Here is a 22,368-nt window from a genome sequence, read left to right on the forward strand (position 1 = left end):
TCCCGAAGCGGGTCAGGAAGGTGGCTTCCTCTATGGCGGAGTCCCCGCCGCCGACGACGATGATGTCCTGGTCGCGGAAGAAGAATCCGTCGCAGGTGGCGCACCAGGAGACGCCGTGGCCGCTGAACTTCTTCTCCTCAGTCAGGCCCAGTTCCTTGTAGGCGGAGCCGGTGGCGAGGATGACGGCGGGTGCCTCGTGAGTGTCGCCGGCACCGGTGACCACGCGCTTGAGGTGACCGGTGAGCGTGACGTTGGTGACGTCGTCGAACACCACCTGCGCACCGAATCGTTCAGCCTGCTGCTGCAGGCCGTCCATGAGCTCGGGCCCCTGGATACCGCCGGGGAACCCGGGGAAGTTTTCGACCTCGGTGGTGTTCATCAGCGCGCCGCCGGCAGTGACCGACCCGGCCAGGACCAGGGGCTTCAGTCCGGCGCGGGCGGCATAGATGGCCGCGGTGTAGCCTGCGGGGCCGGACCCGATGATGATCAGCTGTTCGGTGCCCACTTCTTTGGTGCTCACGATGTCTCTCCTGGGTTCCGGGGCGGGGTTACTTGGCGGCGGGGCTGAGGGACGCGATCAGGCCTTCGATGCGGCCCTTGATTTCGTCGCGGATGGGCCGGACCGCGTCCACGCCCTGCCCGGCCGGGTCCTCCAGGACCCAGTCCTCGTAGCGTTTGCCGGGGAAGTACGGGCATTCATCGCCGCAGCCCATGGTGATCACCACGTCCGATTCCTTCACGGCCTCCGTGGTGAGAACCTTCGGGATCTCGGCGGACATGTCGATGCCGAGCTCGGCCATGGCCTCGACGGCGGCCGGGTTCACCTTGTCAGCGGGCTGGGAACCCGCGGAACGGACCTCGATGCCGCCCTTCGAGAGCGTTGTCAGGAACGCGGCGGCCATCTGGGAACGGCCGGCATTGTGGACGCAGACGAACAGGACGGAGGGCTTCTTGGCGGCTTCGGCGGTCACGGGTTTCTCCTGGAATCAGTTAGGTACGGATCGGTTTTTGATGAGGTCGTTGTCCCGGCATTTTAGTGACCAGACATTGATGTTTGTCGATGTATGCAGTATCGAACAATAAATCGACGCTTGTCAATATATGCGGGTTGTCGGGTTTTACGCGGCGTGCAGGCGGGGTGCGAGGTCGCTGACGCGGCGTGCGATATCAGTGAAGGCGCCTTCGAAGGCATCCTCGGTGTTCAGCCGGAGCGGATCCGGAACGGACCAGTGGATCCCGCCCATGTTGGGGATCTCGTGGGCGTTATCGCACACGGTCACAACGAAGTCTTCATCGTGCGCAACCTCACCCAGCCGGCGCGGGGGAAGGTCCGCGAGAGCGACGCCGTGGCGGCGGGCGACATCAATGGCGCCTGGGGCGATGCGGTCCGCCGGGTGCGTGCCCGCTGAGGTTGAGGGGATTTCACTGACACGGTTCCACAGTGCGACGGCCAGCTGGGACCGGGCGCTGTTCCGGGTGCAGACGAAGAGGACGCGGCGGGCTCCGTGTTCGCGGCCGGGAGCCAGTCCTTCCAACGCCCCTGCGGCGAGCCGGATGTAGCTGCGGCGCTTATCCGCCTCGGAACGGTGCCGGGTCGCCAGGCCTGCGCCTTCCAGCGCGCGCAGGTGATGGGACAGCAGGTTTGACGGCATCCCGAGTTCGGACTGCAGCTCCGTGGGGGAAAGGTCTCCCAGCGTCAGTAGGTCCACGATCCGCAGCCGCGCAGGATCCGCGAGGGCCGCATGCTTGGCGACCCGCGCCCGAAAGACTTCAACTGGGTCAGTATTCATTGGTTCAATTTTGACTGAGTAAATATCTTGAGTCAAGCTGTTGATATGACTTCTCAACAACCGCCGCTGTGGCGCCGTGCCGTCGCCGAACTGCTCGGCACCAGTCTGCTCGTGATGATCGTTGTCGGTTCCGGGATCGCTGCCCAGCAGCTCTCCCCGAACGACGTCGGTCTGCAGCTGCTCCAGAACAGCACCGCCACCGTGCTGGGCCTGACAGTCCTGATCCTCGTGTTCGGTCCCGTCAGCGGCGCCCACTTCAACCCCGTGGTCTCGCTGGTGGACTTTGTACTGGGCCGGCGCGGCGGTGCCGGACTGACCCTGCCGGAACTGGGCACGTACACAGCTGCGCAGACAGTGGGTGCAATCAGCGGCAGCGTCGTGGCGAACGCCATGTTTGAGGTGGGCACCTCCATCTCGGTCAAGGACCGAGCAACGACGGGGCACCTGCTGGGCGAGGTCGTAGCGACCGCCGGGCTCATCCTGCTGATCTTCGCCCTGGCCGCCACCAAACGGGGCGTCCTCGCAGCTCCCGCCGTGGGCGCCTACATCGGCGCCGCGTACTGGTTTACATCCTCAACCTCGTTCGCGAATCCGGCCGTGACAGTTGGCCGCATCTTCAGCGATACCTTCGCAGGCATCGCCCCGGCGTCCGTTCCCGGCTTCGTCCTGGCACAGCTGGTCGGCGCGGCTGCAGGACTTGGGCTCCTCGTAATCCTGTTCCCCTCCGCGGACCGCGCGGCGGACGACGTCGTTCTCCCGCGCAGCTCCGAAACGACTAGTTCATAGCCTTCGGCGGCACCCTGTCCGGCCGAATCGAGCTCTTCGGCTTATATATTGATGATTATCAATATTGGGGCATAATGGGTACATGAAATTGTTGCCCGTACTCGAGCCGGCCACGGATGAAGCCTGCTGCGCCCCGGCAGGGCCCCCAGCCCTGGGCGCCGAGGAGGCAAAGCAGAAAGCCCTGGTCTTCAAGGCGCTGGCCGACCCGAACCGGCTGCGGCTGCTCTCCATCGTCAAGGCCGACGCCTCCGGCGAATCCTGCGTGTGCGACCTGACCGGTCCGCTGGACCTGGGCCAGCCCACCGTCTCCCACCACCTGAAGATCCTGGTCGAGGCCGGGCTGCTGCACCGCGAAAAGCGTGGCACCTGGGCCTATTACTCCCTGGTCCCCGGCGCTCTGGAACAGACGGCCGGGCTCTTGGCCACCCTTTGACCGCGCCGGAACCATCCACGATCACGATCCGTGCCATGCACCGCGACGACTGGCCGGCCGTCCAACAGATCTACCGTGAAGGCATCGGCACCGGGCACGCCACCTTCGAATCAGAGGCGCCCGACTGGGAACAGTTCAACACCTCGAGACTGCCCCGCCACCGGCTCGTCGCCGAAACCGCGGAAGGCAGGATCCTTGGCTGGGCCGCCGTCTCCCCCGTATCCGCCCGCCCCGTCTACTCAGGCGTGGTCGAACACTCCGTCTACGTCGCGGCCGAAGCGCGCGGGCTCGGCGTGGGAGCGGTGCTGCTGAGGGCCCTGGCAGAATCCACCGAGGGTGACGGGATCTGGACCATCCAGGCCAGCGTCTTCCCCGAAAACGAAGCCAGCCTCAAACTCCACCTCGCCAACGGCTACGTCGTCGTCGGGCTCAGGCAGCGCATCGCCAGGATGACCCACGGGCCGCTGACCGGGCAGTGGCGCGATACCATTCTGATCGAACGCCGCTCCCCCACCACCTGAACCGGGCCGGGCCCCTATACGAAAGGCTGCGTATGGCCGGTTCTGCCAAGATATCCGTGACCATCGCAAAAACCGTCCTGTTGTTCGCCCTCGCCGCAGCGGCTGAAATTGGTGGGGCCTGGCTCGTCTGGCAGTCGGTCAGGGAGGGCAAGGAATGATGGTGGGCAGGACTCGGAATCCTCGCCCTGGGGATTCTACGGCTTCGCCGCGACGCTGCAACCGGACGCTCACTTCGGCAGAATCCCCGCGGCCTACGCCGGCGTGTTCGTGGCCGGGTCCCTGGCCTGGGGCATGACCTTCGACGGGTTCCGGCCCGACCGCTGGGACCTCACCGGCTCCGCGATCTGCCTGCTCGGGGTGGCCGTGATCATGTTCGCACCACGCAACGCAGCATAGAACTCCGCTTCCAGTCGGCCGACGACCCGGACAAGGACCGAATGAGAATAGAACTTCTCCACATCGATGACTGCCCCAACACAGAAAAGGCACTCGAGCACGTCCGAGCTGCCCTGGCCGCCTTGGGGTGCCAAGATGTCCCCGTCCACTTGCGGCGCATCAAGACCGCAGCGGATACAGCCTGGACCGGTTTTGCCGGTTCGCCGACGATCACAGCAGACGGGGCCGACATCTTCCCCGCCGGAGCGCCGACCACTGATCCGGCATGCCGGATTTACCCCACTCCCAGCGGTCTGGCCGGCGTTCCCACTGTCGAACAGGTGATGGACGCGCTGACAAAGCATGGCCTCTGATACACACTGCCAGTGTTCCTGTTGCGGGCGGACAATGAAGCGCGAGAAGCTTCATGCTCGGTGCCGAACCCGCCTGTATTTGCCGGAGATGGCCTGTGGGTCGCACTGCGGCCGGGGACTAGACCGGGCCCTCGCACTTGACCCCCGACCAACTGAGAAGTGAGGAGGACTTCGAAAATTGACGGCCCATTGTCGGACTCCTGATACTTCCCACAGTTTGGCCACTCGGGGCCGCCGCGGTCATTCAGTTGGCTGAGCTCTTCCTGCGAATACTTCACCGCGCTGAAAAACGGGCGGCTTCTGCTGACGGATCGAACCTAACGGACAGGCTTAGGGCAGGGACAATCATCTTGTGCAGTCGGCCGTCTCACTTATTGGCGTGGTCTAGAACTTGAACGAGGGCTGCAGCGAGGTCCACGCCTTGGAAAGGCATGGCGGTAGCACCTTGAATGTAGACATCTCTGACAAACTTCAAATCCTCAGTTCGTTGTTGGCGAACAGCTATGTTGTTATCCCACGTGAGCGCCACAGCTGAAAGAAGCGCGCCGCTCACTAGCCCGCCAGTAATTCCAGCAACGATGTCACGAGCCAAGGGCTTCATTGTTAGCTCCTTACTAAATGTGTGGGAGTGCAGCAAAGGCCGGGATCGGACTTGCAGTGCGCGAATCCGGTGTATCCGTCGACCACGAACCCGCTACCGAGCAGGGCCCCAGGACCAGATCGCGCATAACAGTAAGTGGCCATCCATCGAGTCGTGGATCGTCGCGTCCACCGTCGGAGCCGACATGCCTCTGGGCTCCTATCGGCCCCTTGCAGTTTGGCGGGGACGGCGGTGGGGATGTCGGTCTCGCCGGCGGTCGAGGCGACGACGGTTCGACGTCGCTGGGTTTGGTATTGCGGTTGCGACCCGTGGCATTTTACCGCCGCCGCAGGCTTTAGTCGGAACTAACCGACAGGTGGTCCTTTTGGCGCATCGGCCAGGACAATGAGACGGCTAGTAGACTCCACGTAGTCTCTAAACTGAACGAGGTCGTTCAGGATCATCTCCCTGCTTATCCGCGAGGGCGGCGCAGTCGGTGGCCACCTGAAACGTACTGAGACTCTGGTGTTACCGGCATCCAGCGGCAAGAAGACCGCGAGGCCGGTATGGGACATCCCGTCGAGACTCAGCCACGCAGTCCGCCGGCCATCCCCCGTGGACATGCCGCCGTCTACGTGCCGCCACACCTCTTCGGTCCTGGAGTGGCTGCCATCGGTTCGGGAGGAGGAGTCGGGGCCTGGGCTGACGGGCAAGGATTGGAATTCACTCCAACCGGCATAGGCCCTGCTGACAGGAACTGCGACGATCACCATCTCTTCAATAGATTCCATTTATCCTCCAGAGGCAGGTCTCACCTTTTCAGCACGGCATTGGAGTCCAATGACGAATTCCTCGACCTAATCGAAAAATAGTAAGCCTACTGACTACCAAAGTCGAGCGCGATTTCCCCTACTAATTGGCAGGGCGCACTCCCCAGCATCACCCGAATCCTTGTGGCGGACGTACGCGCGGCAGAGGGTCCTTGGGAAACCCTCTTCGTGTGTGCGGCGTCGCTCTGGCGCTGCCCCCTAATTCAGGTCAGGCACAAAAGGCCCCTTGCCCTTGTGCGTGACGGCGCCGAATCTATCTCAGTGACAGGCGGAGATTCTGTCTGGGCCTGATGGTCCAGGCTGACCAGTCCAGGGGTTGGATGGATGGACGACCGAGCAGGTAACCCTGCCCTGCGGTCACGTCCAGTGCGGTCACTGCAGTGAGTTCGGCCCGGGTTTCGATTCCTTCGGCGACCACGGTGGCACCGATCCGGCGGGCGAGCTCGACGATGGACGCTGCGCGAGTCTGTCCCTCGATGTCCTGTATCCGTTCGATGAGCTTGCGATCGAGTTTGATTATGTCGGGGCGCAGCCGCGTGAGCTGGTCCACGGAAACGAAGCCATCTCCGGGCGCGCTCACAGCAAGCCGCAAGCCGCGCTGGCGCAACGGTTCCAGCGCGCCCGACCAGGACAGACCTTCCGCCGCCTCAAGACTGCCCGTGACTTCAACGACAATCCTGTCCGGGGCCAGGTGCGCCGCGCTCAGCGTTGCCCCTACGCGGGGGTCAGAGCAGGTTGCCGGGGTGAGGTTGAATGCGACGAACAAATCCCGGGGAACTTCCCGTGCAGCTTTAAGGGCACAGTGCAGGGCAGCAATTTCCAGATCCGTTCCTAGGCCCACGGCCGACGCTTCGCTGAACCACACATCCGCGCTGGCACCGTCATTGCCGACAAACCTTGTCAGCGCCTCGACACCGATAACCTTCCCGGCCGGAAGTTCGTTGATGGGCTGGAATGCCGTCAGCAGCAGCTTGTCCCGCAGGATTGTCTGAATGCGTTTCCTGACGCCACGACGAAAAGGCACCGGCACGGTCCGGGGCTTTTCGGAGGCCCTGGCACGCGCGGGGTCCTGCTTCGGGGGAACCGGTTTATCAGCTTGTGACGACGTATGGTTCCTGGTCGCGATCAGGTGCTCCAGCAGCACTCCCTCCGGATCGTCGGGACGGGCCTCGAGAAGGTCGCGGAGTTGCTTCCTGGCCCATTCACTCTGGGCATCAGTATCGGCCAGGGCAACACCAATTAATTCCAACACCTGCTGGCGCAAAGACATGCCGTCCGCACGGTGTGCCGACGGCTCCGGCGCCCCAGCGTCCGGTGCCTGTTCCGCGCCGGCATCTGGTGGAAGAGAGAACTCGTCCCGAGACATCGGCTATTCCTTTGTGAGTATTCGTACTGGCTGAGCCCAGTACGAGACCGGACCACCACCGCGAAATGCCAATAAATGGTCCTGTCACGCATCCTACAAGGCACATAACTGGCAATGACAAATTAAACATGGGATTTACATGGATGCTGGACCTGCGGCCAAGGGTGCCGAGAGTCGGGCAGAACCTTTTCTTCGCCCCGGACCCGGCTGGGTCCTCGTCGCGTTAGACAACCTGGAACGACCGCCGGTCAGCTCCCCGTATCGCCGGTAGCGAGACCCCGGGTCACCAGCAGTTGCCTCAGGCAATTGTGCCGTTGAGGAATCGGCGAAGCTCCAGTCAAAATAGCGGTTGACCGGAACTTCGGTCCCTTAGGGTTACCTGAACCTTAGGACTTGCCGGGAAGGTGGCGGCAGGCCGAAGGGCCGTCTGGCCCGAGCCCGGACTCCTTGTCAGAACTCCTGTGGCAGGGACATGAACGGAGCCGGCCGCGATGCGACTTGCTCGGGGCGGGAACCGGCCGGCCCACTTCACGCTACTTAACCGGAACCTGTCCGGAATCATCACACGATGATGATCATGCAGGGGCTTTGGCGGGGTAGGTAAGGGGCATCGCGGGGCGCCATCACGGCTCATAGTCTGTCGCTAAATGCCCATGTGCGGCCGCATGACTTGCGGAGCGGTGCGTCCGGGCAACCGGGCAGTATGGTGATGAGTAGGACATAGTCGGAGGCAAATGTGGAGCTGACCGTAATTGAAGGCGGCAAGGTCGCGGTTCACCTTGAGGCTGGCCAGTTCTTGCACTTGGTGGGGAATTCAGGGGTCCGGATTGAGGTCGCTGATGCTCAGGCCGCCATGGCAGCCGTGAACCTCGTCGCCGATGGCACGGCGTATCCATTGCTCGTCGATATGGCCGCCACCGAGTCCGGTCGACCGCATAATCGTCGATTTTCAGCTCGGAAGCCAGGAGCCGCCGTGCCCCACGCGCTTTTTCACGTCCCAGGTTGAAGCAACGATTTGGCTCCACGAAGCTCTGGCCCCGCCGGTTTGAAATCCCGGGCGAGTCCCCTGCCTTTATGGTGCTATGTATTGCCTGCATTGATGGCACGCGTCCTGAAAACGCCCATGGCGGCCGTCACGTCAAGCTAGCGCTCAGGAGGGGTTGTGTTGGCGTATGACCAGGCCATCATTTCCGCGTCCAAGGACTAGTCGCCGCCAGGCCAGCCTATTGTGGGTCGGGGCGGCCAGCGGCATCCGACCTTGGATACGTTCATGTTATTTAGGGCCAGCGAACGCCGGCGGCTAGCTGAGGTACGGCCAGGGTTCCCCGGCAGGCCGTCATTACTGGCGTTGACAGTAATGACACCCCACGGCTCCGCAATGTCGGCTCTGATACGTATGAGGCCCTTGATACGAGTGGTGACGGGAACGAACTTAAGTAGGGGCCACTCGAGAGCCTCCCGGGTTCTCTGCTTAGAGTGGGACCATCGCACCGCACCGGGCGGGGTCGGCAAGAGGCCCAGTTCGTCCCCGTCCTGTCCAGTGCCAGGCGCCGGGCGCCGGGCAAAGTCATGCTGGCTCGATGTGGGCGGCTGTTACGGCGATCGGGTGCACGCCCTCCGCCGGAACGCCTCTTGAGAGTCCTTTGTGGAACCGTAGCTTCGCATTCGGTCAACGACCGCCGACCGGCTGTCCATGGCAGTCGCGCCGGTGCCGTGGTCAGGCGGATGCCGATTTAGTAGGGAGGTGCCCGTGCCGGTGCCAGCGACAGCCAAACGCGTCCAGGCACCCCATGACGCCCATGGCCATCCGCTACCCGGAACTCGGCGCCGGGCTGCCGTGGGGCTGCTCGTCGGGTTCGCGGTCTTCGCGGCCCTGCTGGCGGTCCGGATCCTCGCTCCGGCGGAGGAGGGAAGCGCCGGGCTGGCGGATACTGCCCGTGATTTTGTCTCGCTGTCGATCAGCGTAGTGATCGAATCCCTCCCCTTCGTTTTCCTCGGCATTGTGCTCTCGATCGGAGTGCAGATCTGGCTGCCGGACGGGTTCCTGCTCCGCCGGCTGCCTGCGAGTCCGGTGCTTAGGCGGCCCATACTTTCCCTGCTGGGCATGCTGCTTCCGGTGTGCGAATGCGGGAATGTTCCCCTGGCCCGCGGGTTGATCGTCCGGGGGCTGACCGTGTCCGAATCCATGACGTTTCTGTTCGCCGCGCCAATCCTGAATCCGATCACGATCATCACCACCCAACAGGCATTCGGCTGGGACAACGGCATCCTCATTTCCCGGATTGCCGGCGGCTTCCTCATAGCCAACCTGATCGGATGGATCTACAGCCGCCATCCCCGCCCCGAGGTCCTGTTGACGTCCCGGTTCCAGGAAGAGTGTTCCCTGGAGAACCACGCCGGGCAGGCCGCGGGGAAAGTGGGACGCAGCGTGCAACTGTTTGTCCGGGAGACCGGTGCCATGATGCCTGCCCTGTTCATCGGAGCCGGCATCGCGGGCTTGATACAGGTCGGGGTTCCGCGGGACGTCCTGGTCTCGGTTGGGACCAGCCCGGTCTGGTCGGTCGCAGCGTTGATGGTCCTGGCCTTTGTCGTGGCGGTGTGCTCCAACGTGGACGCGTTCTTCATCCTGTCCTTCGGCGCAACGTTCATGCCGGGCTCCATCGTGGCATTCCTGGTATTCGGGCCGATGATCGACGTGAAGATGCTCGCCCTCCTTCGCACCACATTCACAGCGAAGACCCTCCTGCAGCTCACCGTGGTGGTCGCACTGTGCTCCGCCGCCCTGGGATTGGCGGTCAACTATGTTCTATAGGCGCCTTCTTGACCGCTGGCTCGGCGTACTGCTGAGCATCATCGGCGTCGTTGCCACCCTCTGGCTGGGCTTCACAGGGCAGCTCGCTCTTTACATCCACCCCCGGTACTTCGAGTTCACCATCATCATGGCCTTGATCGCCGGGGTTCTAGCGCTGGCCGCGTTCGTCCTGGTTCCCGACGGCGCCGCCGCGCATCCCGACGAGCACGGGCATGCCGACGCCGGCAACAGCCGCTGGAGACGGCTGGGTGCTGCAGGAAGCACACTGATCGCCGCCGCGGCCGTCGTGGGACTACTGATCCTGCCGCCGTCCACGCTCAGCACCGCGACGGTCACCCAGCGCGACCTCAACGGCTCGGCACCGACGCTTTCGAGGGACGAAGCGGAAGAACTCGTGGGCGCTGACTACACGACGTTCACCATGAAGGACTGGATATCGCTCCTGCGACAGGGGGGTGGCGAGGAATTCCTGGCCGGCAAGACGGCGACCGTCACCGGATTCGTGACACCGGACAAGAGCGACCCGGAGAACGTGTTCTACGCGGCCCGCTTCGTCGTGACATGCTGCGCCGTCGACGCGCAGCCGATCGGCTTACCCGTTTACTCCCCGGGATGGCAGGACCGGTTCGAAACCGACAGCTGGGTAACCGTCTCCGGCGGCTTCCGAACGAACCCCAGCCAGATCAGCGATGAGGCCTTGGTGATGGTCCCTGATTCCATCAGCCCTGTTCCGGAACCGGATTCGCCGTATGTCTACTAAGCGCGCCCCCGCCCAACGCAAAACCCCCCGGCCAGGCAAACGCATCCCCACACCTGCCCGACGCCGGCACGGGCTCTCCTTTGCCGTACGGCTCCGCGGCACTATCGCGCTCCTTCTGGTGCTCAGTGCGGCCCTTACGGCTGCGAATATCGCCGCCGAACCCCACCCGAACGCGGTGTCGGCGCTGGAAGGGACGGCCGGCACGGCCGGCTTCGAGCTGTACACGCTGGAACGCGACGTCAATTACGACAAGGCCGGGATGAAGAATCCTGACACCATACGGGGAACCAACATCGCTGACTCGGGCCACGGCACCGTCATCCTTACCGCCCCCCGGATCCAGGAATACGCCGCGCTCCCCACCGCCCTTGCCGCCGTCACGATCAATGACGACAACACCAGCTCCCTTGAGATCATCCCCCTGTCCGGCGGACCGGAGGCCCAGGTGCCGCTTCCGGGAGCCGGAAAAGTCGAACTCCTGCGCGCAGCTTCCAAGAGATTCGTCGGCTTCGCCTTCTCCAGCACCCCGCCGTCACAGCAGCACTGGAAGACCTTGTTCGTCTACGACACCGAGGATCCCTCAACGCCCCCGCGAGAAATTCGCGGTCTCGATGGAAAGCCCGTGTCCGTCCTCAACTGGGCCTTCGTCCCGAACACCTTCTCACTGGTAGTGCAGAACGAATCCGGAACCATGTTCCTCGCCAACGCCCTCGCTGCCGCAAACCCCGCGCCGCTGGGCCTGCACGCCGAGTTCCACGGCTTCGTTCCCGGAACCAAGGAAATTTACGTCGTCGACGCATCGTCCGACCCCACAAACAAGGTCGCGAAGAACTCAATGATCGATCTCACCAACGGGACCGTCCGCCCGCTCGACCTCAAGACGGTCATCCGCAACGACAGGTCATGGCCAGGTGCCACGGTTCTCCTCAACGAAAGCGGCCGGTACGCCCAGAGCACCAGCGAAAACACCGCAGGTAAGGTCACATCCGTGCTCACGGTGACAGATGCGACGGGATCAGCGACGCTCTACCAACCGGATCCCGCCTGGTCACGCATCGACGGTTACTGCCCCTCCCCGGACGGAAAGTTCATAGCAGTTGAAGCAACAGCGCCCGAAGGCGCCGCTGACCGGTACCCTGTCCTGCCCGCCCATTCACCCATGCGGACCGAGATCATCGAGCTGGATACCGGAACACACGCCCGCAGTCTCCCGGGATTCCAACCCAGCTGGTGCAGATAAACACCGGCGAGGCACGCGCCGCCCCTGCACAAGCGGACTCCCTCCGCACATCCTACGATCGCCGATACCCTGCGTTACGAAAAGCTGCTTGTCTGAGGCTTCTTCGTCGAGGCCTCTTAGGGCCCGTTTGCGGCACCGCCTCGCCTTGCGCTGCAGTCCGGTTCCTCCCCCAGATACAAAGGAACTGTTCCCGGGCTCACCATCGGCTGTTGGGGCGTGTTCGATTGCTGCTGCGGCCAGTGTCCGATAGGACGGCACCTCTCTTAGCGAGGCCGGCCTTTTACTCCGAGGCTCAATCAGGCTATCGGTACCAGCCCACAGAACGGTCAAAACTGGACACCAGCGCTCCCGTACCCGGGGCGTGGCCCCCGCCGGACGGAAAGTAGATGGCTCCAAACTCGGCACCCTGGGCTTCAATTCGTGCGCGTGCCCAGGTCTTGGCGTCCTCGATGTCCTTCGCAGGAATGCATTCCCGGGTGCTGCTGCCTGCGCTGAGATGGATGTCCAACTGGTACTCCCCCATCTGGGAAGCTCCGGCAGGGTGGCTCGGGTTGCGCTCGTCGCGCCTGCTGATCATCACCTGCGCAGGGGCATGGAGAATGGACGGGTCTGTGGCATCACCGCCGTGCTGCTTCTGTTCCATCCGCAGGCGTGAGACGACGCTCTCCACCGTGTCGTCATCTTTTACCACGTAGGCAGCGCCGCTGAAATCAGACTCTGAACCCCCGACGCTTTTCAAGTACTGCAGAAGCTGCTCCGAGCTGGACTGTCTGGAGTTCATGCACCCACCCTGAGGGTAATCGCGGCGATAGCCGACCCACCCAACACTAGACCCGCAGTATTCGTTTGCACCGGTACTGCCAAGGATATTTGTCGCCGCCGGGCCGGCGCGCGAGAGCTTCCGCAGTGCCAGGATATCTGTGAAGCTATGCTTGTGATGACAACCCCTGGGCCGGGCGGAGGTTCTCACAAATCGCTCTCTCAGCGAGCCGCTTGCTCCCGCTAATTGAAATGCTGCTGGCTAGGCCAGCCACCTTTCCTCGCAGGAGGCGTCGAATGCCACGGACAGACCGGCCAGGGTCCGTTCCGAGGGTGTTCACTACCTGTTTTTCTGCTTTCGTACGGGCCCTGCGGGCCGGTATAAACGCCAGCGAAGGTAGAAGGCGTGTTGGGTCAGCTCCGGCCCAGAAGACTTGCCGCGAATCGCGGTGAGGTGGGATCATCCGATCATGAGCGGGAACCATGAATCGGACCCGGACCCGGACCCGTCGGCGCCGCGAGAGGTGATGGATCAAGACGTCTCACAGGTACGCACCCCTATCACACGGCCATTGCGGACGGTGGGGCAGCGACGACGGGATGCAGAACTGAAACTGGAGCACCACCTGCAGGAGGCACGTCACAAAAACGAACTGCACGACGACAAGACCGGGACTGCATCTCCAGGCTGATATCTTGTTGGGCTCCGACCGGGTGACTGAAGAGGGGTGACGGTGTGGTCGCTGGTTGGGCGTCAGCCGTTGCTTTACTGTGGCGAGCGTCCACAGCGTTCCCCCGAAGCTTCAACACCGCACCCGGGCGCGGCGTTGGAGGCGGATCGGATTATCAGCGACAGCCTCCCTCCACCAGCGAGGTCCCCGCTTTTCCTGCCGACGGACTGCTCAGCGCCTGCCCGCAGGAAGCGGGGACCTCGATGGTTCGTCCCGATGTGGGAGAGGACTAGCTGGGCCATTTAGCAGCCCTTCCCTCACCGGTTCCGATGACTTCAGCCTAGGCAAGACAATCAGGGAGAACATGAGTGGGCGCTACCTGTAATCCCTCCAGATGCCACTTGGCTCAGCATGTTACATACGCACCATAAGGAGTCCGGAACCGCGCTATTATCAGCTCGCGCAAAGCCTTGACACCACGACCGCCACTTTGAGTTCGTTAGCCAGTTCCTTCTTCGGGAGCAGCTTAGCTCCGCGGGCGACTACTCCTGTTGCAGCCGCCCGCTATCGGTAGTCCGGGGGTAAGAAGAGGAAGAGACGGTTACACCCCAGCGAAGCGGCATCCGAAGCGTCTAGGGGCTTTCGCTAGCGGGACTGATCTTTGCCGGGTGGAGTGCGGCGGTACCAGTCAATTGCTGGTTTCGCGCGCTTGCTATTGGGGCAGTTTCGGTTGCTGCAGTGCGACGGGGTTTCGTCCTGCTGCCCCATTGGGCGTTCTTGGCCGTGCCGGACCAACACCACGGCTGATCCGCAGGCAGCACAGACTAGAATGGGTCGCACGCTATACACCCAATCCGGTTTTGGCCGCGACGCCGGTTCCGATGAGCACGCTCGTATCGTCGACTTCGAGTGTGCCTTCCTTGCCCCTTGCTTCCATTATTCCCCCTGATGAGTCCGCGATTTAGGATACCGCGCTCGGGTCGAGCATGCGGTCGACGACTCATTTTCGCGGCCCGTTGGACCCGGTGCTTAGGAGGTCCTGTTGCTCATAAACTCGCTTGGCGCGGATGCTGCGGCACCTCTGCTGGCGTCACTGTGGACGTTCTGGCTCGCTGGGCATCGGGCCAGGATGCGCCGGATGCGGAGGGCCGGCTCCGGCTTGCGGATCTCGATGCCCTTGTAGGGCACCTCCACCGTGCCTGCACGCCAGCCCAGGCCATGGACTGGATGTGCAGCCCCAACGTGCAGCTGGGCTCCAGACCAATCGATGTTTACCGCACGCAGGGATCGGCACCGGTGATCGGCGCCATCCAGGCCAATGCGCAGGGGGCCTTCGGCTGACTGGATTCTGCGGGCCGAGACAGTCACCACGTTCCTCCGGTCACTGCCACAGGTATGGGTTGCTTACTGAGCCGTAAGCCCAGGCTTCCGGCACGTGTTCAGCAACGGAAAGACCAAAGGCGTCGTCGCCCATAGTTGGAAGATGACACCTTACCGACAGTGGGATCGGTTGCGGCAAGTTGTCCCACAAGTCGCGCGGCGACCCACGAGCTTCTCGGGTCGGACGTCGTGGTTGCGGGCCATCGGGAAGAGAAGAAGAATACACCGCCTGGCGGGTCCCGGTGACTTCCCACCGTCACAAACTACTTTCCAGTTCCTGAAATCTTCCCCCAAAGTCATGACCGGATCGTACGGTGTGAAAGCTGCTGCGTAAGCTTCCGGTTGCCGACAGGTTCGTCCCATGCGCCTTGGCGTTTGACCATTTCCAGCTACCCGCTTCTGGCATAGGGTGATTCCTACCACACGATTTTCGCGATGGGAATTAAAGGAGACTCTCATGTTGCTCTGGATAGCAATTGTTATCGCAGTTCTCTGGCTTCTCGGCTTGCTCGGCAACATCGGCGGCGGTTTGATTCACCTACTTTTGGTAATCGCCGTGGTCGTCTTGATCATCCACTTCATTCGCGGCAGGTCGCGCGTATAAATACCAAGCCGTGTCCCAGCCACTGCGGGACGGGCGCGGTGGGACGCTGCCGGTTCTCAGCCAAGGCTTTACAGGTCGCCTGACTGTCAGAGGCCGGCCCAGGAGTCACCGGCGGCGGCGTGACCTTTCTAGCTGCGTCGTTGCGCGCCCACCGGTCGTTGTCTTCGCCGCGGTGACTGCGGCACCATTATTCCGACCGAAGAATTCGGAACGGATGCACGACAGCCTTAGGTCAAGCCACGGCTGAGTGGGTGGGGACAGCCTCGGGGCTGAGGCCATCGGCTGGCATCCGGCGCGATTGGCTGCTATCCCTATCGCACCTCCTGGGCCACTTCTCGCGCACGGTTCTCGGGGCTGGCGTGAAACAAGGACGGGATGCTCTCCGGAGGCAGTGGTTTGCTCCAAAAGTAGCCTTGGGCGAGGCGCACGCCCAGGCGGCGGAGTTCGGCGAGTTGGTCGCTGGTTTCCACCCCTTCTGCGATGACGTCGAGGTTGAGGCTGTCGGCCATGCCTTGGACGAGTTCGATGATGGTCGCACCGTGTGGGTCACGTCCAAGCTCTTTGACGAAGGTACGGTCGATCTTCAGCGTGCGGGCCGAGAGCCATTTGAGATAGCTCAAGGATAAGTAGCCCGTGCCGAAGTCATCGATGGAGAGCCCCACTCCGAGAGCGGCCAGGCGCTGCAGGGTTTCCTTAGGCAGGTCAGGCTGGTCCATAAGTATGGTTTCGGTGATTTCCAGGTTGACCGCGGCAGGGTCGATGCCGGAACCGGTGATGGCTGCCTCCACGATGCGAGGGAAGTCGCAGGCCACGAGTTGGCGGCCGGAAATGTTCACTGCGGCCGAGACGTTCTCCGCTCCCGGGAGTTGCCGCCGCCATCGCTGCACCTGGCGCAGGGCCTCGTTGAGCACCCAGGTGCTGATCGGGACGATGAGGCCTGTCTCCTCAGCGATGGGAATGAAAGTGTCGGGCATGATCAGGCCGTGTTCGCTGTGTTGCCACCGTAGTAACGCTTCGAAGCTGACGGTGGCGCCGGTGGAGACGTCGATGATGGGCTGGTAGTTGAGGCAGAGTTCCCTGCGGTCAAGGGCGAGCCTCAGGTCGGATTCCAGGTCCAGGCGGCCGGTGGCCCGCCCGGTCATGCGTTCCTCGTAGACCGCGGAGGAATCCCCGCCGGCAGCCTTCGCCCGGTACATTGCGGCGTCCGCCCCGCGCAGCATTGACTCAGCCGTATCACCCCGGCCCGCAAGCGCGATCCCGACGCTGACGTTGAGGTAGATCTGGCGCCCTTCGACCTCGAAGGGGTCCCTGGTGGATGTCCTGATCCGCTCGGCCAGGGTCCGTGCTCCACGCATCAGCAGGTTCTCGCAGACGACGACGATGAGTTTGAACCGGTCGACGTCGACGAACATCACCACCGGACGTGCCCCCCCCCGGTCCAGGAGTCCCTCTAGTACTTCGGTCATCAGGTATCTGTTGGGCAGACCTGTCAATGCATCGTGGCGGGCCTGATACTCAAGTATTTCTGCGGCGTTTTTGCGTTCGGTGATGTCCAGCACCGTGTCCAGGAATCGGCGGGATTTCCCGTCCTGGCCGTTGACGCTTCGAATCCGGGAATGCAGCCACCGTTGTTCCCCGTCGGGCCTGAGGATCCGGTACTCGAAGTCCGCGGATTCGAGTCCGTTCTCCAGGCTCGCCCACACCCGTCGGACCAGATCCCGGTCCTCCGGATGCGTCAGCGCGAGCAGTGAGTCCCGTGTGGCCGGGGAACCGGCCGCCAGGCCAAGAATGCGGCTGAACTCCTCCGAGTGCCAGGTCTCCCCCGTCGCCACGGTGTGTTCAATGCTTCCGACGTGGGCCATTTCCTGGGCGGCGAGGAGCCGTTCGCGTTCGGCTGCTGCCTCGGCCTTCAACCGCTGGACCTCGGTGATGTCCCGTGCAATAGCGGAGGCTCCGACCTGGGTACCGTCCTGGCCGTACACCGGGGACACCGTCAGCTCGACGTCGATCACCGACCCGTCCTTGCACCGCCACCGCGTCTCCACACCGGTCACGAACGTGCCCCGTCCTGCGTGGGCTGTGACTTCGTCACCGAAGTCCCCCGCATCACGGGTGGCCAGCAGACGGTAGCTTTGTCCGACGGCTTCCAGGGAACTCCGGCCGAACATTTGGGCGGCGCCGGCGTTCCAGCTGGTGATGTTCCCGCTCAGGTCCGCACCAATGATGGCGTCCCCTGAGGATTCGACCATGTCAGAGAGCCTGCGCAGGATGGCCTCGCTGTGCTTCCGGTCGGTGATGTCCTTGGAAATCGCCACGACGGCCACAGGCGCCGTGTGCCGTCCACGGATCGGGCTTACCGTGGCGTGGACCGGGAATTCCTTGCCCGTCCGGTGACGCATCCAGAAACTCGCCGGCCCAGTCCCTGCCGGAGGCCAGCCGGTGCGCTATCTCCGGACCTGTCGCGCCCTGCCCTCGCGCCTCAGGTCCACCGAAGATGCCCAGATCGCCAATCTTCGCACCCAGCGCTTCGGCCGTGCTGAACCCCTAGAGGCGTTCGGACGCGCGGTTCCAGTACGTGATCTGCCACTCACGGTCCATGCCGATGACGGACTGTCCGATCTCATCAAGCAGCAGCGACTGCATGATGAGATCATCATGATGTTCCTCAGCCATTGATCCCCCGACAGGCCAGCGTCCGAGCAACACTGTGTCCGAAGTTAATCAGTGGACTGACGATTCTGCAAGGAAACCCGCTTCGCAATGGTGTCGATTTTTTTCGCTTCGAACGCGAAGCCCGCAGTGCTGCCGACCACGACAAAGCCTGCAAGCACGATCAGCACAAGCCCAACCGAGGATTCCCATAATTGATCATCATGCTTACTATTGACTGGCATTAGGCACATCGGTGTAGAAACTGCTCACTGGGGGCAGCGGCGACCGTGCCGGAACTGGAGTTTCGCATGAGCACTGAACAGGGATTGACCCCTCTTACCGACGAAGAACTGATGGCACAGGGCGGGACGGCGCTCCCCGACAAGGAAGTGGCCTCCGTCCTGGACCTGAACGCCGACCTGGACCTGGGCATCAACGCCGCGGCACCCATCGACCTCGCCGTCGCCGCCAACGCCAACGTGGCCGCACCAATTGACGCGGCAGCATCCGCGAACATCCTCTCGTACGGATCCGAGGCCCAGGCCCTTGCTGACCAGGGCGTCATAATCGACCAGGGCATCACGGCTGACGCCACGGCAGACTCCACGCAGGACAGCACCATTGACCAGGGCGCGGATACGGGTGCAGGTGACGCCGGCACCACGGACCCCGACACCACACCCGACGGCACCACACCCGACGGAGCGGTTCTGCCCGAAGGGACAACGCCCGACGTCGGCGCCTTGCCGGTGGACCCGTCCGCGGCACTGGACGGGGACCTCCTGAACGTCAACGTGGACCTTGCTGCCGACGCCGACATTGCCGCCCCGATCAACGGCGCCGTTGCAGCCAACGCCAACGTGGCGGCCCCGATCGACGCCGCCGTGGCCGCCAACATCGGGTCCATCGACAGCGACGCATTCGCCGTCGCGCAGCAGGACGCCATCATCAGCCAGCACATCGACGGCGAAGCCACCGCCTCCGCCGACCAGCAGTCCGATCTCCAGCAATAGTCTCCGGACTCGCACACCAGGATGAGCATTCGTTAATGAGCACAGTCCACGGCGGGCCGTCCCAGCTGGACGGCCCGCCGGCTTCCCCCGCGTCCGCAGCCGCAGTCAGCATGCCCGACGTTCCCGTCCGGGCCGACGGCATCGAGTTGATCGGCGAAACGAAGGGCTCGGGCTACCGGGAGCCTCCCTCGCTTGTCCGCCGGGCAGACGGGCAGGCGATCCAGCTGACACGCCTGCTGTATCTGGTGCTGGAAGCGATCGACGGCCACCGCTCCACGGAACAGATCGCGGCCCACGCCAGTGCCCGCTTCTGCAAGCTGGTGAGCCCGGACAATGTCCGCACTCTGATCCGCTCACAATTGCTGCCGCTGGGACTGCTCCGGCTGGCCGACGGTTCGCAGCCGGAGGTCAGGAAGGCCGATCCGCTGCTGGGCATGCGCTTCCGGTACACCGTGACTGACCCGGACCGCACCCGGAAACTGGCTGCTCCCTTCGTTGTGCTCTTCAATCCGCTGATCGTGGTGGCTGTCTGCGCGGCCTTCGTCGCCGTGTGCTGGTGGGTGCTGATGGTCAAAGGACTCGGGTCCGCCACCCACGATGCCTTTGCCAACCCGGCCCTGGTGCTGCTGGTCCTGGCCGTGACTGTGCTGTCCGCCGGTTTCCACGAGTTCGGCCATGCCGCCGCCGCACGCCGCGGTGGCGCCACGCCGGGAGCCATGGGTGCGGGCCTGTACCTGATCTGGCCGGCGTTCTTCACCGACGTCACCGATTCCTACCGGCTGGGCCGGGGCGGCCGGATCCGCACGGATCTGGGCGGGCTGTATTTCAACGCCATCGTGGCCGTTGCCATCATGGGCCTCTGGTGGGCCACCGGTTTTGACGCGCTGCTGCTGGTGGTGGTCACCCAGATCCTCCAGATGGTCCGGCAGCTGCTGCCCCTGGTCCGGTTCGACGGGTATCACATCCTGGCGGACGCCACCGGTGTCCCGGACCTCTTCCAGCGAATCAAACCGACCCTGCTGGGGCTGCTGCCGTGGCGCCGGACGGACCCCGAGGCGCAGGTGCTCAAACCATGGGCCCGGGCCGTGGTGACCGCCTGGGTGCTCGTCACCGTGCCTCTGCTGGTCTTCAGCCTTGTCATGATGGTGCTCTCGCTGCCGCGGCTCCTGGGCACAGCGTGGGCCAGCGCCCTGAAGCAGCAGTCCCAGCTGTCCGAAAGCCTGGCCGCCGGGGACATCGCTGGCGCTGCGGTGCGTGCCCTGGCGATCGCCGCCGTCGCCCTTCCCATCCTGGGTATTTTCTACATGCTGCTGCGGCTGGTCCGGCAGCTGAGCAGCGGGCTCTGGCAGAGGACCCGCGGCAAGGCGGCCCAGCGCGCTGCTGCGATGGCAGCTATCGCAGCAGCTACTGCGGGGCTGGCCTGGGCCTGGTGGCCCGGAGCAGACACTTACCGGCCAGTGCAGCCGTACGAACGCGGCACGCTGGCCGACGTCACCACCGCTGTGTTTCCGACGGCGTCGTACTCGGAGCTGCTCGAGGGCCAGGCCGGGAAGACTGCGGCGTTGTGGCCGGCGGGTGCCGCGAAGCCGACCCGTGACAATCCGCAGCTGAGCATGGTGCTGGTGCCGCGGACCGGCACAGCCGCCGCCAGCGCACCGGACGCCGACGGCGGTGCTGCCGCGGCGCCGTCGTGGGTGTTCCCGTTCGACAAGCCGGCCGCCCCGGAAGAGGACGGCAACCAGGCCCTCGCAGTGAACACCATAGACGGCTCCGTGGTGTACGACGTCGCTTTCGCGCTGGTGTGGGCCGAGGACGGCGAACCCGTGGACACCACCAACGAGGCGTACGCCTTCGCCAGCTGCACGGACTGCGCCGCCGTGGCAGTGGGCTTCCAGGTGGTGCTGATTGTGGGTCAGGCCGATGTGATCGTTCCCGAGAATCTGTCCGCCGCCGCGAACTACAACTGCTTCCGCTGCCTCACCCACGCACTGGCCAACCAGCTGGTCCTCACACTCGACGGGCCCCTGAGCGAGGACAACATGGCCAGGCTCAACGCGCTGTGGGCCGAGATCGCAGAGTACGGACGGGATCTGCAGAACGTTCCATTGTCCGAAATCCAGGGACGCCTGAACACGTTCAGGGAGCAGATCATGCAAATCGTGCAGGGCGATCCCAGCGCCACCAGGGACACCGGCACCGCCGCCACGCCGTCCACGACTGCCACTCCATCCCCCGGAACCACGCCCGGCTCGAGCTTTGCGCCCTCCCCGGGAGCCACCGTGCCGGCTGCTGTGCCGTCCGGAACCACGACGGCGCCCGCTCCCGTGGCGCCTGTCACCGGCGGCGCGGCAACGGAAAGCAGCCCTCCCCAGGAAGCTCCAGCCAGCACCGAACCGACCGTCGGGCCGACCCCGTCAGCACCGGCCACGCCTTAGCCGGTGCCAACGGCAACCGGGGGCTAAGTCAGGCCGCCCAAAGGGACAGGGCGCCTCTGGAGCGCGCCTGATAAAACGCTACCTCGCAACAAGGCCACCCAGTGCTGTTGCGTTAGCGGCGGCCGTTTCGCGGATCTCTTTGACCTTTTCGATCTGCGGGGCGAGTTCCTGCATTCGCGTGGTCAGGTACTTGTCGAGGACTGTATCCAGCGCGGCATGGAACCCGGTCTTGTCCCGGCAGACTGCATCGGTTACTGCGATTCTGAACTCTTCCTGGCCTCCCGCAGCCGTGCCCGCATCGGCGGCCTGCTGGGGGTTCGCGAAGGAGGAGTAAGGGGTCTCCTGCATGCATGTTGCCCAGTCCTTGATGGCTTTGGCCGTCCCTGAGTCGCCTGCGGCGGACAGGCTGGCCGGGAAGAACGAGTTGTATGCGATGCCGGTGGCGAGCACGTAGTTATCTGCGCTGCCGTAGATCTTCGTCATGGCTTCGCCGCGGCAGCCCCCGGAGGATGTTCCCATCCCTGTCGCGGGTGTCGTTGGGACCGCGTCCGGGGCTCCGCTTAGTGCGTTGGTGAAGGCTGGGTCGGCAAACAGTCTGCCCTCTGCGGAGTCGGTGGCTGGCTCCCGGGGTCCTTGCGGACCGGTGCTTGCGTAGCCGGTGGCTTTGGCGGCGTCGAGGGTGAGGCGTTTGAATCCGATCGCCGCGTTCAGGTCCAGCGTCATATCGGAGTTGGGCGGTGTGTAGTCGAAGCCGGCCTTGGCCATGCACAGCCGGGTGGCTTCCCGTAAGCCCTGTTCGGCGATCGGATCGGCCTTTGCGTAGGCCTCTGCCTGGTGGATGATTCCCGAGACTGGTTCCGGGGACGCTGTGATCGGCGCAGCGGGGATGGCGGCCGCGGCCAGCGCGGCGCCGGTGCCGAGGATCAGGACGGCAGCGCCGAAGATCTTCTTTTTCATGATTGCTCCTTGGGTTGTTTTGGACAATGC

22 protein-coding genes and 1 pseudogene are annotated in these 22,368 nt (G+C 63.8%); 12 read left to right on the forward strand and 11 right to left on the reverse strand.

The window, feature by feature from the left end; translation table 11 throughout:
* The 3 genes from J7I79_RS20230 to J7I79_RS20240 all read right to left on the reverse strand — a co-directional run.
* The coding region (locus J7I79_RS20230) for an FAD-dependent oxidoreductase (RefSeq protein WP_214956399.1) at positions 1-505 on the reverse strand (505 nt) is incomplete at its 3' end.
* A gap of 43 nt (positions 506-548) precedes the next feature.
* Positions 549-971 carry an arsenate reductase ArsC gene (locus J7I79_RS20235; RefSeq protein WP_214956349.1) on the reverse strand — a complete coding sequence of 141 codons (423 nt, stop codon included), beginning with the start codon at positions 969-971 and terminating at the stop codon, positions 549-551.
* Between the two features lie 147 nt (positions 972-1,118).
* Positions 1,119-1,790, reverse strand: a complete 672-nt coding sequence (locus tag J7I79_RS20240; RefSeq protein ID WP_214956351.1) for a helix-turn-helix domain-containing protein — start codon at positions 1,788-1,790, stop codon at positions 1,119-1,121.
* Positions 1,791-1,835: 45 nt separating this feature from the next.
* Here J7I79_RS20240 and J7I79_RS20245 point away from each other — a divergent pair, with 45 nt between their 5' ends.
* The 5 genes and pseudogenes from J7I79_RS20245 to J7I79_RS20265 all read left to right on the forward strand — a co-directional run bounded on the left by J7I79_RS20245 (position 1,836) and on the right by J7I79_RS20265 (position 4,279).
* Positions 1,836-2,576: an MIP/aquaporin family protein gene (locus J7I79_RS20245; RefSeq protein ID WP_214956353.1), complete on the forward strand. Its 741-nt coding sequence runs from the start codon at positions 1,836-1,838 to the stop codon at positions 2,574-2,576.
* 82 nt (positions 2,577-2,658) lie between these two features.
* The gene (locus J7I79_RS20250; RefSeq protein ID WP_214956356.1) at positions 2,659-3,009 is read left to right on the forward strand and encodes a metalloregulator ArsR/SmtB family transcription factor; all 351 of its coding nucleotides are present in this window, start codon (positions 2,659-2,661) and stop codon (positions 3,007-3,009) included.
* Positions 3,010-3,044: 35 nt separating this feature from the next.
* Positions 3,045-3,530 (forward strand): GNAT family N-acetyltransferase, encoded by a 486-nt coding sequence (locus J7I79_RS20255; protein WP_214956358.1) that lies wholly within the window; start codon positions 3,045-3,047, stop codon positions 3,528-3,530.
* Between the two features lie 32 nt (positions 3,531-3,562).
* Positions 3,563-3,926 (forward strand): annotated as a pseudogene (locus J7I79_RS20260) (YnfA family protein).
* 41 nt (positions 3,927-3,967) lie between these two features.
* The gene (locus J7I79_RS20265; RefSeq protein ID WP_214956360.1) at positions 3,968-4,279 is read left to right on the forward strand and encodes a thioredoxin family protein; all 312 of its coding nucleotides are present in this window, start codon (positions 3,968-3,970) and stop codon (positions 4,277-4,279) included.
* A 367-nt stretch (positions 4,280-4,646) separates the two neighbouring features.
* Here J7I79_RS20265 and J7I79_RS20270 read toward each other — a convergent pair whose 3' ends face one another.
* The 3 genes from J7I79_RS20270 to J7I79_RS24670 form a co-directional block, all read right to left on the reverse strand.
* Entirely contained in the window at positions 4,647-4,880 is a 234-nt protein-coding gene (locus J7I79_RS20270) for a hypothetical protein (RefSeq protein ID WP_214956362.1), read from the reverse strand.
* Positions 4,881-5,942: 1,062 nt separating this feature from the next.
* Complete coding sequence (locus J7I79_RS20275) at positions 5,943-7,055, reverse strand: EAL domain-containing protein (protein ID WP_214956364.1); 1,113 nt, start codon at positions 7,053-7,055, stop codon at positions 5,943-5,945.
* Between the two features lie 814 nt (positions 7,056-7,869).
* Positions 7,870-7,992 carry a hypothetical protein gene (locus J7I79_RS24670; protein ID WP_285291487.1) on the reverse strand — a complete coding sequence of 41 codons (123 nt, stop codon included), beginning with the start codon at positions 7,990-7,992 and terminating at the stop codon, positions 7,870-7,872.
* 813 nt (positions 7,993-8,805) lie between these two features.
* Here J7I79_RS24670 and J7I79_RS20280 point away from each other — a divergent pair.
* Genes J7I79_RS20280 through J7I79_RS20290 form a run of 3 tightly spaced genes read left to right on the forward strand, consistent with a single transcriptional unit; the run spans position 8,806 to position 11,867 of the window.
* The gene (locus tag J7I79_RS20280) at positions 8,806-9,867 is read left to right on the forward strand and encodes a permease (RefSeq protein WP_311380622.1); all 1,062 of its coding nucleotides are present in this window, start codon (positions 8,806-8,808) and stop codon (positions 9,865-9,867) included.
* Positions 9,857-10,627: a TIGR03943 family putative permease subunit gene (locus J7I79_RS20285; RefSeq protein ID WP_214956367.1), complete on the forward strand. Its 771-nt coding sequence runs from the start codon at positions 9,857-9,859 to the stop codon at positions 10,625-10,627. Before J7I79_RS20280 ends, J7I79_RS20285 begins: the two co-directional genes overlap by 11 nt.
* Positions 10,617-11,867, forward strand: coding sequence for a hypothetical protein (locus tag J7I79_RS20290; RefSeq protein ID WP_214956369.1), 1,251 nt, complete (start codon positions 10,617-10,619; stop codon positions 11,865-11,867). The genes J7I79_RS20285 and J7I79_RS20290 overlap by 11 nt, the downstream gene beginning before the upstream one ends.
* 301 nt (positions 11,868-12,168) lie before the next feature.
* Here the strand turns inward: J7I79_RS20290 and J7I79_RS20295 are convergent, their stop codons facing one another.
* Positions 12,169-12,648 carry a hypothetical protein gene (locus J7I79_RS20295; protein WP_214956371.1) on the reverse strand — a complete coding sequence of 160 codons (480 nt, stop codon included), beginning with the start codon at positions 12,646-12,648 and terminating at the stop codon, positions 12,169-12,171.
* 1,744 nt (positions 12,649-14,392) lie between these two features.
* Here J7I79_RS20295 and J7I79_RS20300 point away from each other — a divergent pair.
* The gene (locus J7I79_RS20300) at positions 14,393-14,638 is read left to right on the forward strand and encodes an antitoxin Xre/MbcA/ParS toxin-binding domain-containing protein (RefSeq protein ID WP_214956373.1); all 246 of its coding nucleotides are present in this window, start codon (positions 14,393-14,395) and stop codon (positions 14,636-14,638) included.
* A gap of 496 nt (positions 14,639-15,134) precedes the next feature.
* Positions 15,135-15,281, forward strand: coding sequence for a lmo0937 family membrane protein (locus tag J7I79_RS20305; protein ID WP_214956375.1), 147 nt, complete (start codon positions 15,135-15,137; stop codon positions 15,279-15,281).
* A gap of 311 nt (positions 15,282-15,592) precedes the next feature.
* Here the strand turns inward: J7I79_RS20305 and J7I79_RS20310 are convergent, their stop codons facing one another.
* The 3 genes from J7I79_RS20310 to J7I79_RS20315 form a co-directional block, all read right to left on the reverse strand.
* On the reverse strand, positions 15,593-17,680 hold the full coding sequence (locus J7I79_RS20310) for a GGDEF domain-containing phosphodiesterase (protein ID WP_251043079.1): 2,088 nt from the start codon (positions 17,678-17,680) through the stop codon (positions 15,593-15,595).
* 145 nt (positions 17,681-17,825) lie between these two features.
* Positions 17,826-17,954 carry a hypothetical protein gene (locus J7I79_RS24675; protein WP_285291488.1) on the reverse strand — a complete coding sequence of 43 codons (129 nt, stop codon included), beginning with the start codon at positions 17,952-17,954 and terminating at the stop codon, positions 17,826-17,828.
* A 44-nt stretch (positions 17,955-17,998) separates the two neighbouring features.
* On the reverse strand, positions 17,999-18,175 hold the full coding sequence (locus J7I79_RS20315) for a hypothetical protein (RefSeq protein WP_214956377.1): 177 nt from the start codon (positions 18,173-18,175) through the stop codon (positions 17,999-18,001).
* Positions 18,176-18,241: 66 nt separating this feature from the next.
* On the opposite strand from J7I79_RS20315, the gene J7I79_RS20320 reads away from it, so the two are divergent.
* Positions 18,242-18,946, forward strand: coding sequence for a peptidoglycan-binding protein (locus tag J7I79_RS20320; protein WP_214956378.1), 705 nt, complete (start codon positions 18,242-18,244; stop codon positions 18,944-18,946).
* Between the two features lie 35 nt (positions 18,947-18,981).
* Positions 18,982-21,381, forward strand: a complete 2,400-nt coding sequence (locus tag J7I79_RS20325; RefSeq protein ID WP_214956380.1) for a hypothetical protein — start codon at positions 18,982-18,984, stop codon at positions 21,379-21,381.
* Positions 21,382-21,459: 78 nt separating this feature from the next.
* Here J7I79_RS20325 and J7I79_RS20330 read toward each other — a convergent pair whose 3' ends face one another.
* Complete coding sequence (locus tag J7I79_RS20330) at positions 21,460-22,338, reverse strand: hypothetical protein (RefSeq protein WP_214956382.1); 879 nt, start codon at positions 22,336-22,338, stop codon at positions 21,460-21,462.
* Between the last annotated feature and the right edge of the window lie 30 nt (positions 22,339-22,368).

Origin of the sequence: Arthrobacter sp. ISL-69, from assembly GCF_018613775.1 — a bacterium.
Classification (GTDB): domain Bacteria; phylum Actinomycetota; class Actinomycetes; order Actinomycetales; family Micrococcaceae; genus Arthrobacter.

What these genes read in the sequence shown, in the direction of transcription:
- J7I79_RS20240 (WP_214956351.1), bottom strand. Translation starts at nt 1,790, where the DNA reads ATGAATACTGACCCAGTTGAAGTCTTTCGGGCGCGGGTCGCCAAGCAT.
- J7I79_RS20245 (WP_214956353.1), top strand. Translation starts at nt 1,836, where the DNA reads ATGACTTCTCAACAACCGCCGCTGTGGCGCCGTGCCGTCGCCGAACTG.
- J7I79_RS20250 (WP_214956356.1), top strand. Translation starts at nt 2,659, where the DNA reads ATGAAATTGTTGCCCGTACTCGAGCCGGCCACGGATGAAGCCTGCTGC.
- J7I79_RS20255 (WP_214956358.1), top strand. Translation starts at nt 3,045, where the DNA reads ATGCACCGCGACGACTGGCCGGCCGTCCAACAGATCTACCGTGAAGGC.
- J7I79_RS20265 (WP_214956360.1), top strand. Translation starts at nt 3,968, where the DNA reads ATGAGAATAGAACTTCTCCACATCGATGACTGCCCCAACACAGAAAAG.
- J7I79_RS20270 (WP_214956362.1), bottom strand. Translation starts at nt 4,880, where the DNA reads ATGAAGCCCTTGGCTCGTGACATCGTTGCTGGAATTACTGGCGGGCTA.
- J7I79_RS20275 (WP_214956364.1), bottom strand. Translation starts at nt 7,055, where the DNA reads ATGTCTCGGGACGAGTTCTCTCTTCCACCAGATGCCGGCGCGGAACAG.
- J7I79_RS24670 (WP_285291487.1), bottom strand. Translation starts at nt 7,992, where the DNA reads ATGCGGTCGACCGGACTCGGTGGCGGCCATATCGACGAGCAATGGATA.
- J7I79_RS20285 (WP_214956367.1), top strand. Translation starts at nt 9,857, where the DNA reads ATGTTCTATAGGCGCCTTCTTGACCGCTGGCTCGGCGTACTGCTGAGC.
- J7I79_RS20290 (WP_214956369.1), top strand. Translation starts at nt 10,617, where the DNA reads ATGTCTACTAAGCGCGCCCCCGCCCAACGCAAAACCCCCCGGCCAGGC.
- J7I79_RS20295 (WP_214956371.1), bottom strand. Translation starts at nt 12,648, where the DNA reads ATGAACTCCAGACAGTCCAGCTCGGAGCAGCTTCTGCAGTACTTGAAA.
- J7I79_RS20305 (WP_214956375.1), top strand. Translation starts at nt 15,135, where the DNA reads ATGTTGCTCTGGATAGCAATTGTTATCGCAGTTCTCTGGCTTCTCGGC.
- J7I79_RS20310 (WP_251043079.1), bottom strand. Translation starts at nt 17,680, where the DNA reads ATGCGTCACCGGACGGGCAAGGAATTCCCGGTCCACGCCACGGTAAGC.
- J7I79_RS24675 (WP_285291488.1), bottom strand. Translation starts at nt 17,954, where the DNA reads ATGGCTGAGGAACATCATGATGATCTCATCATGCAGTCGCTGCTGCTT.
- J7I79_RS20315 (WP_214956377.1), bottom strand. Translation starts at nt 18,175, where the DNA reads ATGCCAGTCAATAGTAAGCATGATGATCAATTATGGGAATCCTCGGTT.
- J7I79_RS20320 (WP_214956378.1), top strand. Translation starts at nt 18,242, where the DNA reads ATGAGCACTGAACAGGGATTGACCCCTCTTACCGACGAAGAACTGATG.
- J7I79_RS20325 (WP_214956380.1), top strand. Translation starts at nt 18,982, where the DNA reads ATGAGCACAGTCCACGGCGGGCCGTCCCAGCTGGACGGCCCGCCGGCT.
- J7I79_RS20330 (WP_214956382.1), bottom strand. Translation starts at nt 22,338, where the DNA reads ATGAAAAAGAAGATCTTCGGCGCTGCCGTCCTGATCCTCGGCACCGGC.